General features: G+C 59.3%; 15 protein-coding genes. 8 read left to right on the top strand and 7 right to left on the bottom strand.

What is annotated here, in order from left to right; translation table 11 throughout:
• The first annotated feature begins 50 nt into the window (after positions 1–50).
• The 8 genes from AC6FTP_RS22240 (at position 51) to AC6FTP_RS22205 (ending at position 9087) form a co-directional block, all read left to right on the top strand.
• A complete protein-coding gene (locus tag AC6FTP_RS22240) occupies positions 51–536 on the top strand; it encodes an HPP family protein (protein ID WP_497209108.1) in 486 nt (161 codons plus the stop codon).
• Between the two features lie 50 nt (positions 537–586).
• Positions 587–1540 (top strand): right-handed parallel beta-helix repeat-containing protein, encoded by a 954-nt coding sequence (locus AC6FTP_RS22235; protein WP_497209107.1) that lies wholly within the window; start codon positions 587–589, stop codon positions 1538–1540.
• A 6-nt stretch (positions 1541–1546) separates the two neighbouring features.
• Positions 1547–2440, top strand: a complete 894-nt coding sequence (locus tag AC6FTP_RS22230; RefSeq protein WP_497209106.1) for a ThuA domain-containing protein — start codon at positions 1547–1549, stop codon at positions 2438–2440.
• A gap of 6 nt (positions 2441–2446) precedes the next feature.
• Entirely contained in the window at positions 2447–3856 is a 1410-nt protein-coding gene (locus AC6FTP_RS22225) for a sulfatase family protein (protein WP_497209105.1), read from the top strand.
• Positions 3857–3946: 90 nt separating this feature from the next.
• Positions 3947–4465 carry a sigma-70 family RNA polymerase sigma factor gene (locus tag AC6FTP_RS22220; RefSeq protein WP_497209104.1) on the top strand — a complete coding sequence of 173 codons (519 nt, stop codon included), beginning with the start codon at positions 3947–3949 and terminating at the stop codon, positions 4463–4465.
• Between the two features lie 14 nt (positions 4466–4479).
• On the top strand, positions 4480–5910 hold the full coding sequence (locus tag AC6FTP_RS22215) for a DNRLRE domain-containing protein (RefSeq protein WP_497209103.1): 1431 nt from the start codon (positions 4480–4482) through the stop codon (positions 5908–5910).
• A 63-nt stretch (positions 5911–5973) separates the two neighbouring features.
• On the top strand, positions 5974–8493 hold the full coding sequence (locus tag AC6FTP_RS22210; protein WP_497209102.1) for a right-handed parallel beta-helix repeat-containing protein: 2520 nt from the start codon (positions 5974–5976) through the stop codon (positions 8491–8493).
• 45 nt (positions 8494–8538) lie between these two features.
• A complete protein-coding gene (locus AC6FTP_RS22205) occupies positions 8539–9087 on the top strand; it encodes a hypothetical protein (protein ID WP_497209101.1) in 549 nt (182 codons plus the stop codon).
• A gap of 214 nt (positions 9088–9301) precedes the next feature.
• Here AC6FTP_RS22205 and AC6FTP_RS22200 read toward each other — a convergent pair whose 3' ends face one another.
• From AC6FTP_RS22200 to AC6FTP_RS22170, 7 genes are all read right to left on the bottom strand, one after another.
• The gene (locus AC6FTP_RS22200) at positions 9302–10570 is read right to left on the bottom strand and encodes an RNA polymerase sigma factor (protein ID WP_497209100.1); all 1269 of its coding nucleotides are present in this window, start codon (positions 10568–10570) and stop codon (positions 9302–9304) included.
• Between the two features lie 31 nt (positions 10571–10601).
• Positions 10602–11048 carry an SRPBCC family protein gene (locus AC6FTP_RS22195; RefSeq protein ID WP_497209099.1) on the bottom strand — a complete coding sequence of 149 codons (447 nt, stop codon included), beginning with the start codon at positions 11046–11048 and terminating at the stop codon, positions 10602–10604.
• 15 nt (positions 11049–11063) lie between these two features.
• Positions 11064–11456 (bottom strand): YciI family protein, encoded by a 393-nt coding sequence (locus tag AC6FTP_RS22190; RefSeq protein WP_497209098.1) that lies wholly within the window; start codon positions 11454–11456, stop codon positions 11064–11066.
• Between the two features lie 5 nt (positions 11457–11461).
• The gene (locus AC6FTP_RS22185) at positions 11462–11848 is read right to left on the bottom strand and encodes a VOC family protein (protein ID WP_497209097.1); all 387 of its coding nucleotides are present in this window, start codon (positions 11846–11848) and stop codon (positions 11462–11464) included.
• A gap of 8 nt (positions 11849–11856) precedes the next feature.
• On the bottom strand, positions 11857–12246 hold the full coding sequence (locus AC6FTP_RS22180; RefSeq protein ID WP_497209096.1) for a YciI family protein: 390 nt from the start codon (positions 12244–12246) through the stop codon (positions 11857–11859).
• The gene (locus AC6FTP_RS22175) at positions 12243–12779 is read right to left on the bottom strand and encodes an SRPBCC family protein (protein ID WP_497209095.1); all 537 of its coding nucleotides are present in this window, start codon (positions 12777–12779) and stop codon (positions 12243–12245) included. The genes AC6FTP_RS22180 and AC6FTP_RS22175 overlap by 4 nt, the downstream gene beginning before the upstream one ends.
• A 55-nt stretch (positions 12780–12834) precedes the next feature.
• Positions 12835–13363 (bottom strand): hypothetical protein (locus AC6FTP_RS22170; protein WP_497209094.1); only part of this gene is annotated, 529 nt, incomplete at its 5' end.

Genomic DNA, 13363 nt, shown 5'->3' with positions numbered 1-13363 from the left:
GGGACCATTTTTTTGAGCCGCTCTTTGAGCGGCCCCCACCATGCGAAGCGTTGTGTTTTCATCGGTCGCCTTATTTACACCACCCCTTCAACTTTGCCAATCGACAGGTTTTCAAACACGGCCTAGCCATCGCTGTGATCGCGCTGCTAGCACAGAGTTTGCACGTCGCGCTCGTACTGGGTTCGTTTGGCGCGAGCTGCGTGCTCGTCTTTGGTTATCCTGATGTGCCCTTCAGCCAGCCGAGGAATGTGGTTCTCGGGCATGTGCTCAGCACAGTGATCGGTCTCGCATTTGTGCATCTGTGCGGCGCGCATTGGTGGAGCGTGGCGCTCGCAGTCGGCAGCGCAATCGCGGTGATGATGCTCACGCGCACGGTGCATCCGCCGGCAGGCTCGAATCCGGTGATCGTTTTTCTCATGCAACCTGGATGGAGCTTCGCGCTGTTTCCGACGCTCGCTGGAGCCGTGTTGCTCGTGCTCGTGGCGCTCGTGTTTCACAACATGACCCGTGAAGCCAGCTGGCCGAAGTATTGGTAACCTCGGACTTTCTGGCAACGTCAAGGCCTGTGGCTGCGTTGAGGAGCGGCATGAAGATCCTCCTCGCGCTTTCCCTGACCCTTTCGCTGACAAACGGCGCACCGCTTGCCGGAACGACGGGCAAGATCGGAACGTTGGAGAGTCCGAAACTCGTCCACCGGCTGGAGATCACGAAACCCGGCGTGTATGAAAACTTCCGCGTCGATGCGCAGGGCAAAGGGGGCAACATCGTCAAAATCACGGCGGATGACGTCACACTGCGGAACTGCGAGATTTTCAATGGCAGCGGCAATGGTGTCGGCGTTTTCGGCACGCGGGTGGTAATCGAGAACTGCCGCATTCATCATCTGCTCAGCGGCACCTTCGAGGAGCAGCATGACGCGCATGGCATCACGGGGCGCTGGGGCGATGTGACGATCCGCAACTGCGACATCTCGCACATCTCAGGTGACTGCGTGCAGTTTGATCCAGATCGCAAGTCGCGCGGCAGCCTCACCATTGAGCATTGCCATTTGTGGGCCGGGCCGCTTGAGGCTGACGCGCCTGGATTCAAGGTTGGCCAGAGTCCGGGTGAGAACGCTTTTGACTCCAAAACGATGCCGGACGGCGAGCGCAACAAGCTCATCATCCGCCACTGCCACATGCACGGCTGGAGCCAGCCTTCACAGATTCAGAATCGAGCCGCGCTGAACTTGAAGGAGCACATTGACGCGATTGTGAGCCACTGTGTCTTTGATGACAACGAGATCGCCATCCGTGCGCGTGGACCTGGAGGGCGCGGTGATGCTCGTGTCAGGATCGAGGACTGCGCCATCTACCGTTCCGAGGTCGGCGTGCGTGCGGAGGACAAAATCGAAAACTTGAAGCTCGTCTGCACCGCGTGGGGTGAGGGCGTGAAATCACGCGTCGAGTTTCACGGCGGAAAAAACCCGCCCGGCTTTGAGAACAACAGCGAGCACGAAGCGCTTCCGATCAACGAACTCGTCGCTAAACCCAAGCCCTGATTCATGATGCAACGACTCGCCCTCCTCCTACTATTCATCGTCTCGCATACTCTTGCCGCCGATTCAGCGCATGTACTCATCATCGTCGGCCCCAGCAAGCATCCACCGGGATCGCATGAAGTCGCCGCTGGCGGCCGTGTGATGAAGCACTGCATCGAAACCATGGCCAACGTGCCCGGCGTAAAGGCCGATGTGGTCGAGGCTTGGCCGGACAGGGCTCTGCGTGAGGTAGCATCGACCGTCGTGTTCATCGGCGACACGTTTCCCGTCGGACGCTTCCCCAATCCGCAGCAGAACCTCGCCGATCTCGATGTCATGATGCAGCGCGGCTGCGGTATCGTGTGCGTGCATTACGCCATGGGTTTGCTCGGTGAGGACGTGAAACCCGACGGCGATCATCCGCTGCTGCGCTGGCTCGGCGGCTACTTCGCCAATCGTTCCTGCCCGCATCACGAATCCTTCGCGCGCATCTTCAATGCTGCAACGATCATGCCAGCGGCAGCTCAGCATCCCATCGCACGCGGCTGGAAGGAATTCACGCTGCACGACGAGCCTTACATCAACAACTACTTCGGCAAAGGCGAGAACAAGCTCGCGCCAAACGTCACCGCCATCGCCACGTCCATGCTACCACCCGAAGCACCGAAGCGTGAAACCGTCGCCTGGTGTGTCGAACGCGCCGATGGTGGACGCGGTTTTGGCATCGTGATGCCGCACTTCTACAAGAACTGGGCCAGCGAAGATCTCCGCCGCTGCATCCTTAACGCCATCGTCTGGACCGCGAAGCTCAACGTGCCCGCCGAAGGCGTGCAGACCACGCTGCCCGATCTGAAGGAATTCAAACCCGTGTCTGTGGACTACGTGCCGCCATCGAAGCCGAAGAAAGCTGAAACCAAATAAGCCCCCATGAAGACACTGTTCCTCATCACCTTTTCGTCATTTACCATTCTGCATTCGTCATTCTCGGCGCCGCCGAACATCGTCCTCATCCTCGCCGATGACCTCGGTTACGGTGATCTCGGCTGCTACGGCCATCCGAAGCTCAAAACACCGCGCATCGACCAAATGGCAGCGGAGGGAGCGCGGCTGACGCAGTTCAATACACCTGCACCGTTTTGCGCACCCACGCGTGCCTCACTCATGACGGGCCGATATCCTTTCCGCTGTGGCATGACGCAAAACCCTGCTCCTGATGGCGGCACGGCTGCAGATGCGCTCGCGATGCCACAGACCGAAATCACGCTCGCCCAGGTGCTGAAATCAGCGGGCTATGCCACGGGCATGGTCGGGAAGTGGCATCTGGGCCACAAGCCGGGATGGTTGCCCACCGAGCGCGGCTTTGATGAATACTTCGGCATCCCTTACTCGAACGACATGCGTCCCGTGCAGGTGCTCGAAGGCAGCGAGGTGACAGAATACCCCGTCGTGCAGGCCACGCTGACCACGCGCTATGCGAAGCGCGCCACCGACTTCATCCAGCGCAGCAAAGACAAACCTTTCTTCCTCTACTTCGCCGAAGCGATGCCGCACAAGCCGCTCGCCGCCTCCGAGAAGAACTACAAGAAGAGTGGTGCTGGACTCTATGGCGATGCATTGACCGAACTCGACGACAGCGTGGGAGCAGTGCTTGATGCACTGAAACAAAACGGCATCGATGACAACACGTTCGTGCTTTTCACCAGCGACAATGGTGCTTGGTTTGGTGGAAGCTGCGGCGGACTGCGCGGCATGAAAGGCACGAACTACGAAGGTGGTTATCGAGTTCCGATGATCGCCCGCTGGCCGGGGAAAATCCCCGCAGGTCATGTCAGTGCCGAACTTGCCGTGATGATGGACCTCTTTGCCACGGTGCTGCACGTCACCGGTGCGAAGCTTCCCGATGATCGCGTGCTCGATGGACGCAACATTCTCCCGCTGTTCACCAGTGCCTCGAAATCGCCACACAACTTCATCTTCGGCCATCAAAACTCGAAGCTCGCCACCATCCGCGATGCACGCTGGAAGCTGCATCTCCTGCCAGCCAGCCAGATGAAGCTCAAACCCGGTCCCGATGGCAAATGGCTCGATCCGCGCCAGCCCGATGGAGTCACCATCCTGGCACCCTTCGAGCAATACAACATTGATGCTCATCCTGGCCTCACCACAGGTGTCGAGCCTGCGAGGATGCAGCTCTTTGATCTCCAAAATGATCCTGGCGAACAGACCGATGTCGCAAGCCAGCACCCCGAAGAGGTGAAACGACTCCAAATCGCCTACGACGCGATGAACAAAGACGTACCAAAGGTCGATGAAGTGAAGCGGGTGCCGATGAAATAGGCGGAAGTCCGGGCAAGGAAGGTCGTTAAGGTGGAAAATTCTGTCCAAAGCAGCGGTTGACGCGACTCCCCATGATGACGCTCTTTCCACATGTCTGACTCTGACCGCACGACCTCCTTCCTCGAACTGCTCACCGCCCATGACAGGGCGCTGTCGATGTATGTGCACAGCCTCGTGCCGAGAGACTCGGCGGCGGAGGACATCCTCCAGCAGACGAAGATGCTGCTGTGGAAGCACTTCGATGATTTCACCCTGGGCACGAACTTCCTGGCCTGGGCGCGCAAGACCGCCTTCCACCAGATCCTGACGCACCGCCGGCACAAGAAGCGCGAGCACCTGCCGCTGGACGAGGTTTCCCTGGAGGCGCTCGGTGCAGCCGTGAGCGAGCTCGCGGGTGATGTGTCCGCCAAACAGGAAGCGCTACGCCTCTGTGTCGCGAAGCTGCCGAAGGAGCACCGCCAGCTCGTGCAACTGCGTTATTACGAAGATCTGGAGATCGAGCAGGTGGCCGAGCGCGTGCGGCGCACGGTGGGCGCGGTGTATCGGGCCCTTAGCCGCGTGCGCATGACGTTGTTGGAATGCGTGGAGCGCACTGCTGTCGAAAATTAGACCCTGGGATGACCATGAAACCGAACGAACAATTTCAACTGCTGGAACTCTGGGAACGCGCACGCGGCGGTGAGATCAGCGAGGAAGAGCAGGCCCGGCTGAACACCCTGATCCGCGATGACGCGGAGGCGCGGACATTGATCGCGAAGGCGGCACTGATGGACGCTGAGTTCCGTCACGCCGACGAGTCCTTCTTTGCCGAACCATCGAGTGACAACGCGCGCGCAGCGACACGTGCCCGCCCATGGTATTGGCATGGCGTGACCGCAGCAGCCGCCGCCATCGTGGCTGCAGGTGCGGTATGGCTGATGAATGACACCCCAAACCCCGTGGCGACACTGGCGAAGGCGCGCTCCTGCAAATGGGGAAACAGCGCGCTGCCCACCATGGAGGGCGCACTTCTCACCCCTGGCACGCTGGAGTTGCTGGAAGGCATGGCGACGCTGAAATTTGAAAGCGGGGCGGAAGTCACCCTGGAGGCACCGGTGAGCATGGAGGTTGTGTCCAAGATGGAGTGTCGGGTGAAAAAAGGCACCGTGGTGGCCGATGTGCCGCCGCAGGCGAAGGGCTTCACCATTCACACCCCGGAAACCAAGATCGTGGACTGGGGCACGCGATTCGGCGTCAGCGCGGGCGAGGATGGCAAATGCCTCGTGCACGTGATCGAAGGTCTGGTGGAAGTGCAGCGTGATGGCGAAACAAAGTCTCGTGAACTCCACGCAGGACAACGCGTGGATTATGGGAACTTCTTGGCCACAGCGGTCAATCCGGATGAAAACCGCGAGGATCAACCCGAGTCCGGCCGCTGGCTTCCCGATGCCATCCGCGATCTTGGCGATGGTTGGCAGGCGGTGACCACAGCCTTTGGTGAGGGCATGGATTCCTGGATTCAGTCCAATCCAACGATCCAAGTGAGTGGTCATGAATCCTACCTGCGGGTGAAGCACACGACCTTCGACACGAAGCTGGATCGCAAGGCCTACATGGCCTTTGATCTCTCGCGCTTCCGTGGAAAACAGATCACCGATGCGGAGTTTGTGATTCATGTGGAGCCGAGCGAACTGGGCTTTGCCTCGCTCGTGCCAGACGCGACCTTTGCCGTGTATGCGCTCACGGATGAAACCCAGGACTCGTGGAATGAAGAGGCAATCAAGTGGAGTGCCGCACCTGCTCACGACGACTCCGAAGAACATCGAACCACAGCCATTGCTGCGCAGTCACGCCGCATCGGTCAGTTCGTCGTGCCACAGGGCACGACACGCGGGGCGTTTACCGTAAAGAGTGCTGACCTCGTCGCGGCTCTGCGTGCCGATACGAACGGCCTCGTGACGCTCATCGTCTGCCGCGAAACCAATGAAGCCGCACGCAATGGCCTCGCCCACGCCTTTGCCAGCAAGGAGAACACGCGGAACTCACCGCCGACTCTGCGACTGAAGGTGCAGTGACGCGCAAGCTTCGTTCACAGGAGGACATTGCCTGAGTCTGCCGACTCGCCATGATCAGCCATCATGCTTCGTCGTCTGATCCTTCTTTCGCTTCTGTCGTCACTTGCCACCTCCCCTGCCCTGGAGGTTCGCGTGACATCGGCAATCAAACCTCACCAAGCCCTTCAGCAAATCCGCGAGGCCCGTAAAGCTGGCGACACCTCTCCCGCGACGCTGATCTTCCCCGAAGGTACCACCGAACTCCTCACGCCGCTCATCCTCGAAGCGCAGGACTCCAATCTCACCTTCACCGGCACGCAGAGCACGCTCATCGGCGGCCCCAAAGTCACCGGCTGGGAAAAACACACGGGCGAGATCGTCAAAGCCGATGTCTCCAAGCTGCTACCGAAAGGCTTCCTGCCGAAACAACTGCTCTGCGATGGCGAACGCCAGATCCTCGCCCGTTACCCGAACTTCGACGCGAAGGACCCGCTCTACGGCGGCTGGGCCTTTGTGCCAGCCTTCCCACCCGCAGGCGCACCCGAGGGCCATCTGTGGAAACGCACGCTCTTCGTGAAGCCCGAAGACGTCCGCACCTGGGCGCATCCCGAGGACGTCGAGCTCGACATCTTCGCCCAATACGGCTGGTGGAACTTCATCGAGCCCGTCGCGTCGCTCGATCCTGCCACGCGACTGCTCACGCTGAAAAAGGATTGCAGCTACGATCTGCATCCGCACAACCGCTACCACTTCCAGAACGCCCTCGAAGAACTCGACTCCCCAGGCGAGTGGTTCTACGACAAGCACACCGGCACGCTATACTTCTGGCCTGCAAAGCCCCTCGCTGAAAGCGAAGTGCGCATTCCGATCTCGGACGCCTTCTTCAAAATCAAAGGCGCGAAGAACATCACGATCCGCGACCTCACGCTCACTGGCACGCATGGCAGCGCCATCACCTTTGAGCGTGCTGAGGATTGCCTCGTCGAAAAATGCGTCCTCACAAAGGTCGGAGCCTTCCACGGCAGCGGCGTCGGCGTCAGCGATGGCAAAAACGTGCGCGTCTCACGCTGCGAGATCAGCTTCACCGGCAGCAACGGCGTCAGCCTCAGCGGTGGTGACCGCAAAACGCTCACCGGCCCCGGCCATGCCGTCGAGGACTGCCACATTCATCACATGGGCGTCTTCAACAAAAACGCCTGCGGGGTCAGCATGTATGGCGTGGACAATACCGTGCGGCATTGCCACATCCACGATGGCCCGCGCATGGGCGTGCAGATGAGCGGGAACAACCTCCTCGTCGAATACAACCACCTCCATCACCTCTGCCTTGAGACGCAGGACGGCGGCGCGATCTACACCGGCGGTCGCGATTGGATCAGCAGCCGCGGCAGCAAGTGGCGCTACAATTTGATCCACGACATCGTCGGCTGCGGCCAGGAGGCCGGCGGCTTGAAGCATCCGTGGTTCACCTTCGGCCTCTACCCCGACGACAACTCCGGCGGCCTCGACATCATCGGCAACATCGTCTTCCGCGTCGCCCACACGCCCATCCATCTGCACAACGCCCGCGATTGCGTCGTCGAAAACAACATCTTCGCCCTCGGTGGCAAGTTTCAGTTCGACCTGCACGGTTGGACCAAAGAGCACCGCTTTTACACCAACCATCTCGAAACCATGATCAAAGGTTACGAGTCCGTCGTTGGCCAGCTCGCCTGGACCAGCATGCGCGGCATGGAACTGCATCCCAAAGACGCCATCCGCGACGACGGCACCATGATGAGCGGCAACAGCTTCCAGCGAAACATCCTCTTCAGCGACACCCCCGGCGTGAAATATGGCGACATCCGCCACGCCACCGCCAAGTGGAACACCCTTGATCACAACCTCGCCTGGAACGGCAGCCACCCCGTCGTCACCGGCATCAACAAAGTCGGTCCCGATAAGCCCGGCGAACCACTGCTCACGGAGAACTTCGACCGCGTCGCCAATGGCAACACCATCAAGGGCTGGGGCTTCAACCATCGCCCCAACAAAAACGTGCAACTCGTCGGAGCCGACGGCGCGTTGCGTGCCGACTGCGCCCTCGGCACCGATCCCGGCAATCCCAAAACCGTCTTCCACGGCCCCGATGTGCCCATCAAACCCGGCGCCGCCTATCGCGTGAAACTCCGCGTCAAATCCACCGAACCCACCGCGAAAATGAGCCTCGCTCTTGCCAGCTTCAAAAACGGCGAAGGCTACTGGCAAGCACAGAGCACCAGCATCACCGCCACGCCTCAGTGGACCGAAGTCGAAGCCACCGGCCGCATGCCCCGCGAAAACGAAGCCACCTGGAAACCCTGGATGAAGCACTTCTGGCTCCGCATCGACTGCCACGAGCCGAAAGGGCAGATCTTCATCGACGACATCCGCCTCACCGAATGCGAACCCCTCGATGAATGGACCTCCTGGCAAGCCGAAGGCTGGGACAAACACAGCCTCATCGCCGATCCGCTCTTCGTAGATTGGAAGAACGACGACTTCCGCCTCAAGCCCGAGTCACCGGCCTTCAAGCTCGGTTTTGAAGCGATCCCCGAGGAGAAGATCGGGGTGAGGAAGGAGTAAATATGCTAACGCACTTAGCCACACACAAGCATTGCAACACATCATATGTCTCTTCCCCCTGAAGATAAAATTCTTGAGCGATTGAAGCGTTGGATATTCCTCATGCAGCAAATCCATGAGGCCAAGCACTACCTCACCAAAGCCAAAGAAAAAAGTCACCCTCATCTTTGGGAAACAATGGATGGCATACTCGAATTTTTAGCGTACTTCCGTGGGGCGCTGAATTCTTATGCGAAGTGCTTTGTCGAGTGTGGCAAGGGCCGACTAAAAATTGAACAAAAAGAAGTCTTCAAAGGAAATTTACCACTCTTGGAGAATCACCTAAAACTGATGGAGATTCGCCACAACTATTCGGCTCACTGCGGGGCGAATGAATTTGATGGAGTTGATCTCAAGACGACTGAAACTGCGCACGAACTATGCATTTCGCTGTTCTACCGTTTTTCATTCCCTTTTGACCGACTTTACGAATTAAGTGCTCTGATCGATTGTTTGGAAACGCATATCGTAACAAATCATTCCAATCAAGTGAGCGGGTTAGAACGCTCGATTGGAAAGACAGTACGGATAGCCGAAGGAAAGGTGCACGAATAGTAAGCGCAAGAGAGTGCTTCGGCGAAGCGTCATTCGGAACTGATCTGACAGCAGTACATGCATGCGCGTGGTTTCAGCCATGGCGGCAGCGGCGATAGCAGCTTCAGACTGCCATCGGCACTGATCTCGATATCGGTTTCCAACGTGTTCAGACTGCGAGTCGGAGGTATCACCGCGAGAGATTAGAAAACCGCAGAGATGAAGTCCTCAAGCATTAAAGCTCCGCAATCCTCCGAGCGATGAAGTCGCGCTCGGCGGGGAGGGAGGCGAGGTTTCCGGCTTGGCGGAAGTGGGTGAGGGCGGCGGGCTGGTTGCCGAGTTCGGCGGCGAAGGTGCCGCGGATGACGTGGAAGAGATGATAGGACTCGAGCTTGCTGCGGTCGGTGATGGCATCGAGCGCGTCCATGCCTGCCTGCGGGCCATGCACGCGGGCGACGGCGACGGCGCGATTCATGGCGGCGATGGGCGATGACTTGAGCGTGAGGAGTTGATCGTAGAGCGCGAGGATGCGCGGCCAGTGGGTGCTGGCGTCGTCGGGCGCGGTGCTGTGGCAGGCGGCGATGCCGGCTTCGAGGTGATACTCGCTGATGGCGCTGCCTTGTGCGGCATGACCGAGGCAGAGAATACCGCGCTGGATCATGGATTGGTCCCAGGCGGCGCGGTTTTGCTCGTGGAGGCGCAGGAGATTGCCCGCGTCATCGGTGCGAGCGCGGAGTCGCGCGGCATTGAAGAGCATGAGGGCGAGCAGGGCGAATACGCGCGGCAACTGTGTGGCGGGGTGCTCGGTGAGGAGTGTGGTGAGGCGGATGGCTTCGTGGCAGAGGTCATCGCGCACGAGCCGGTCGCCGGTGCTGGCTTTGTAGCCTTCGTTAAAGAGCAAATAGAGCGTGCCGAGGACGGCATCGAGCCGTGCAGGCAGATCGGTGGGTTCCGGCACGGCGAAAGGCAGGGCGAGTTCGCGGATGAGCTGGCGGGCGCGCACGAGTCGCTTGGCAATGGCGGCTTCGCTGGTGAGGAAGGCGGCGGCGATTTCCGCCGGCCCGAGTCCGCAGAGGGTGCGCAGCGCGAGTGCGGTCTGCGCCTCGATGGAGAGCTGCGGATGAAAGCAGACGAACATCATGCGCAGGGTGTCGTCAGCGAAGGTGTCGTGCATTTCGTTCACAGGGGCGGAGAGCCAGCGCTCATGCTCGGCGGCGATGCTGTCTTCCTTGGTGTTCCAGCGTTGCTCACGGCGAAGATGATCAAGCGCGAGGTTCTTGGCCGTTTGCGTGAGCCAGGCAGCGGGGTTGTCCGGCACGCCACGATAAGGCCAGGTTTGCAAAGCGCGGACGAGTGCTTCCTGGACGACGTCTTCAGCGAGCTGCAACTGATGCGTGCCGAGATGCGCGGTGAGTGTGGCGACGAGACGTGCGCCTTCCTGACGGAAGAAGTGCTCGGCGATCTGGGTGATGCGCGGGCTGTCGGCTGGAGAGTTCTCGCTCATGTCGTCTCGCGCAGCGAGTCCTTGGGCGTTGTCACTCCTTGATCTCGGCTTCAACCAGCTTTGCCAAAAGAATCAGCGATTCCTGCCAGCCCATGTAGCAGGCCTCGGCTGGAATGACGCTCGGCACGCCTTCCTGGGTGATGTTCACGTCCGTGCCGCAGAAGACCTCTTTGAGAAGGATAGTCACCGTCATCACGCCGGGGAGGTTTGGGTCATCAAAGACATCCGTGTAGCGCAGCTTTTCATTCGGGATGAGTTCCAGATACTCGCCACCAAAGGACATGCTGCTCTGAGTGGTGAAGTTCGTGAAGGACATCTTGAAGCTGCCTCCGACTTTGGCATCCATGTGGTGGATGGTGGCGGTGAAGCCATTCGGCGGCAGCCACTTGCTCATGGCGGCTGGGTCGATGAAGGCGCGATAGACGCGCTCAGGAGGAGCGCGCAGGACGCGGTGAAGTTTGATGGTGTGGATGGACATGGCGATGGGGGATCTCTAGCTTTGTGCTTTGACCTCCGCCATCGGGCGACAGAGGTCAGCGATGGGCCGCACTTCGATCTGCGCACCGTGATCAAGAATGGGACAAGCGCGAGCGATGCGCAGAGCTTCATCCATCGTGTCCACACTGAGCAGGAAATAGCCGGCGATGGCTTCCTTGGATTCGGAGAAGACGCCATCGGTCACAGCCGCGCCTTTTGCGCCAGAGACGAGTTTGCCTTCCTCCATGAGCGGTTGCGCACCGCGAAGAATGCCACGCGTATTGAGGCCTTCGACCCAGGCATAGAAGTCGGTCATCACGCGCTGGAGTTCACTCGGCGACATGCCGTGATTCCAATGCGTGCCGCGAATGAAGAGCAGATGCTCGTTGGTGGGTTGCTGGGGATTCATGGCTGTCATTGCATGGAGTGCAGGCCGATCAGGTTGCCCTCGGTGTCATAGACCAGGGAGATGAATCCGTATTCGCCGATGGCGAACTTGTCCTGCTGAATGCGACCACCGTTCGCCACGGCGCGAGCTGTCTCCACCGCGCAATCGGCACAGGAGAAGTAGATGATGGTGCCGCCACCGCCGGAGTCTTTGCCTTCCATCTTGGCGAGAGCGCCCGAGCATCCCGGAAGATCCATTCCCATCGGGAAAGCCCACATCTCGATGGACATGTCGTCGGGACTCCCCAGAGACTGAAGCGTCACTTGAAGGGTGTTCTGGTAGAAGTTTTTGGCGCGCTCCATGTCCTGCACATAGAGTTCGAACCAGCCGACGGGATTGCGATTTGTGTTCATGGCGTGTGTTATTCGTTCGGAGTCTCGGTCATCACGTTAAAGGCAGAGGCACAGGCTGCATCGGTGGGCCGGATCTCGAAGAAGAGGCCATGTTTGATGCAGGGATTCTGCGCCGCGATCTTGGCTGCTTCATCGAGGTTGTCAGCCACGATGAGCCAGTAGCCACCAATGGCTTCCTTGGCCTCGCCAAAGGGGCCATCAGTGACGATGCCGTGTCTGGAAACCGTCGCGCCTTCGATGCCGAGACGGCTACCCATCTTCATCTTTCCTTCTTCGATGGAGCGATGAAGCCAGGCATAGAAGTCATCAATGGCTTGCTGGATGTCTTCCTTTGCGGCGTCGTGGTCCCACTGGCCTCGCGAGATGACGAGGAAGTCGGATTTAGTGTCGGTGCTCATGGTTTGGGAGCTGCGGTGACGATCTTGGCGAGATCAGCCAGACCTTTTTCAAACTCAGGGCCGCACATCGACTCGCAGTCCATGAAGAGGCTGAAGAGCTTCCCCATGAAGTTGTTTTCACCATACATGGCCCAGGTGACGACGGTCTTGTCGCCTTCAGATTTGAAGGTGAAATCCACGGTGCTCACGCCTTCCATGGGCTTCTTCCAGTCCATGCGCTGACGCACGAGTTCGCCGGGCTTGCTCTCCGTGATGGTGGCCATGCCTTCGCCGACCATGTCGCCCTTCCAACTTGCAACAGCGCCCACGCCTGAGTCAGCACCGCTGTAGATCGTCTTCGAGGTCGGGTCCATCTTCTCCCAGGGATTCCAGGCCGCGAACTTCTTGTGGTCGTTCACCTGCTCAAACAAAGCCTGGGGTGTGGCAGCGATGGTGGCGCTGCGCTCCACGCGGAAGGAGGCGGGCTGCATGGCAGCCACAATGAGGACGATGACGATAAGGGCCGCGAAGCCGAGGAGTATTTTGTTGATCATGTTGTGGGTGGATGATGAATCAGGGTGCAGTCAATGCAGCGCGGTTGCTAGCGAACTACTGGCGCGTGAAGATGACGGGAGGGCCGCAGGGGCAGCTTTTCCCATTGTCCCAAGACACCCCTTCTAGCTTGAAGTGGTCCGCATCAATGAAGGTGTAGGTGGCACCGTGCATGTGCTTGTCCTTCGCGACGTTGAGTCCTGGCGTGGGTGCCAGATCAAAGGTCAGCGAGTCCGGTGTGCTCTTCACGAGCTTCATTCTCGGCTGGTTCCGCAGCATGCAGTAGTGCGTCATGGTGAGCTTGCCATTCACATCGTGATAGGTGCTCAGCATCTCCATCGGCGTGCCTTCGGCGAAGCGCTCCTCAATCACCGAGTCGCCCGCGATGAGTCGAAACTCGGTGTTCATCTTCCCCATCTCCTGCGAATCCGCCGACCACCTGCCCACCAGCGACTTCATGCGCTCGAAGGCAGCAGAGCCCTTGTAAGGAGGCATATCAGCACAGGCTGTGTCTTTGGTTTTGCCAGACTGGCAAGAGGTGAGCGCCATGAAGGTGGCGATGCATAGGAGTGCTAGTTTGATCATA

This window comes from Prosthecobacter sp. (genome assembly GCF_044378005.1).
In the GTDB taxonomy this organism is placed as follows: domain Bacteria; phylum Verrucomicrobiota; class Verrucomicrobiia; order Verrucomicrobiales; family Verrucomicrobiaceae; genus Prosthecobacter.
Note: the sequence above shows the minus strand (reverse complement) of the source record. Positions and strands in the feature narration are given on the sequence as shown.

What these genes read in the sequence shown, in the direction of transcription:
- AC6FTP_RS22235 (WP_497209107.1), top strand. Translation starts at nt 587, where the DNA reads ATGAAGATCCTCCTCGCGCTTTCCCTGACCCTTTCGCTGACAAACGGC.
- AC6FTP_RS22230 (WP_497209106.1), top strand. Translation starts at nt 1,547, where the DNA reads ATGCAACGACTCGCCCTCCTCCTACTATTCATCGTCTCGCATACTCTT.
- AC6FTP_RS22225 (WP_497209105.1), top strand. Translation starts at nt 2,447, where the DNA reads ATGAAGACACTGTTCCTCATCACCTTTTCGTCATTTACCATTCTGCAT.
- AC6FTP_RS22220 (WP_497209104.1), top strand. Translation starts at nt 3,947, where the DNA reads ATGTCTGACTCTGACCGCACGACCTCCTTCCTCGAACTGCTCACCGCC.
- AC6FTP_RS22215 (WP_497209103.1), top strand. Translation starts at nt 4,480, where the DNA reads ATGAAACCGAACGAACAATTTCAACTGCTGGAACTCTGGGAACGCGCA.
- AC6FTP_RS22210 (WP_497209102.1), top strand. Translation starts at nt 5,974, where the DNA reads ATGCTTCGTCGTCTGATCCTTCTTTCGCTTCTGTCGTCACTTGCCACC.
- AC6FTP_RS22205 (WP_497209101.1), top strand. Translation starts at nt 8,539, where the DNA reads ATGTCTCTTCCCCCTGAAGATAAAATTCTTGAGCGATTGAAGCGTTGG.
- AC6FTP_RS22200 (WP_497209100.1), bottom strand. Translation starts at nt 10,570, where the DNA reads ATGAGCGAGAACTCTCCAGCCGACAGCCCGCGCATCACCCAGATCGCC.
- AC6FTP_RS22195 (WP_497209099.1), bottom strand. Translation starts at nt 11,048, where the DNA reads ATGTCCATCCACACCATCAAACTTCACCGCGTCCTGCGCGCTCCTCCT.
- AC6FTP_RS22190 (WP_497209098.1), bottom strand. Translation starts at nt 11,456, where the DNA reads ATGAATCCCCAGCAACCCACCAACGAGCATCTGCTCTTCATTCGCGGC.
- AC6FTP_RS22185 (WP_497209097.1), bottom strand. Translation starts at nt 11,848, where the DNA reads ATGAACACAAATCGCAATCCCGTCGGCTGGTTCGAACTCTATGTGCAG.
- AC6FTP_RS22180 (WP_497209096.1), bottom strand. Translation starts at nt 12,246, where the DNA reads ATGAGCACCGACACTAAATCCGACTTCCTCGTCATCTCGCGAGGCCAG.
- AC6FTP_RS22175 (WP_497209095.1), bottom strand. Translation starts at nt 12,779, where the DNA reads ATGATCAACAAAATACTCCTCGGCTTCGCGGCCCTTATCGTCATCGTC.